The organism is Luteimonas arsenica, assembly GCF_004352825.1.
Lineage (GTDB): Bacteria > Pseudomonadota > Gammaproteobacteria > Xanthomonadales > Xanthomonadaceae > Luteimonas > Luteimonas arsenica.
On sequence record NZ_SJRW01000007.1, the window covers coordinates 1 to 675 of the forward strand.

Below are 675 nucleotides of genomic sequence, written 5' to 3' on the forward strand. Positions count from 1 at the left end.
GCCTAACGCCTGAATTAAGCCGCGCCGCGAAGCGGCGTCGGCTTGAATGACTTGTTAGGCCGCGGCCAGTTTGAGTTTGCTAACCCGTTGCAAGTTGACATGCTGGCGAGCAACCCAAAGGTCATGAGCGTCCTGCATGGCGAGCCAACTCTCGGGAGAGCGGCCGACGGCCTTGGAAAGGCGGAGCGCCATCTCCGGGGTGACGCGGCTCGTGCCCTTGAGGATGCGGCTGAGGGTGGAGGCGGCAACATCCAGCTTTTCCGCAAGCTCGCGACCGCTGATCCCATTGGGCTCAAGGTAAATGTCAGTGATGAACTCGCCGGGGTGGGGAGGGTTGTACATGGCCATTAGTGATAGTCCTCATAGTCCAGGACGTAGGCGTTCCCATCTTGGAACTCAAACGTCAGCCGCCAATTGCCATTGACCGTAATGGACCAGCGCCCGCGCATTTGTCCTTTGAGCGGATGCAGCCGGAACCCGGGAACGTCCATGTCCTCGACAGCCTGCGCAGTGTCCAAGGCAGCCAGTTGCATCCGAAGCCGCTTGGCGTGGCTGGCTTGGACGCCTGAGGTGCTTCCGGTCTCAAAGAGCTTGCGCAGGCCTTTATGCCGGAACGACTTGATCATGGGCCCACTGTATCACGTTGCGCATCACGCAACAAGCGGCCTAACGCCT

The 675-nt window shown here is 60.1% G+C and carries 2 protein-coding genes; both read right to left on the reverse strand.

Annotation, left to right across the window (positions count from 1 at the left end):
* Positions 1-54: 54 nt before the first annotated feature.
* Entirely contained in the window at positions 55-348 is a 294-nt protein-coding gene (locus E2170_RS13720) for a HigA family addiction module antitoxin (RefSeq protein ID WP_133001256.1), read from the reverse strand.
* Positions 348-626, reverse strand: coding sequence for a type II toxin-antitoxin system RelE/ParE family toxin (locus E2170_RS13725; RefSeq protein ID WP_133001257.1), 279 nt, complete (start codon positions 624-626; stop codon positions 348-350). The genes E2170_RS13720 and E2170_RS13725 overlap by 1 nt, the downstream gene beginning before the upstream one ends.
* Positions 627-675 lie beyond the last annotated feature (49 nt).

Coding starts and splice junctions, on each gene's coding strand:
- E2170_RS13720 (WP_133001256.1), bottom strand. CDS start 348: ATGGCCATGTACAACCCTCCCCACCCCGGCGAGTTCATCACTGACATT.
- E2170_RS13725 (WP_133001257.1), bottom strand. CDS start 626: ATGATCAAGTCGTTCCGGCATAAAGGCCTGCGCAAGCTCTTTGAGACC.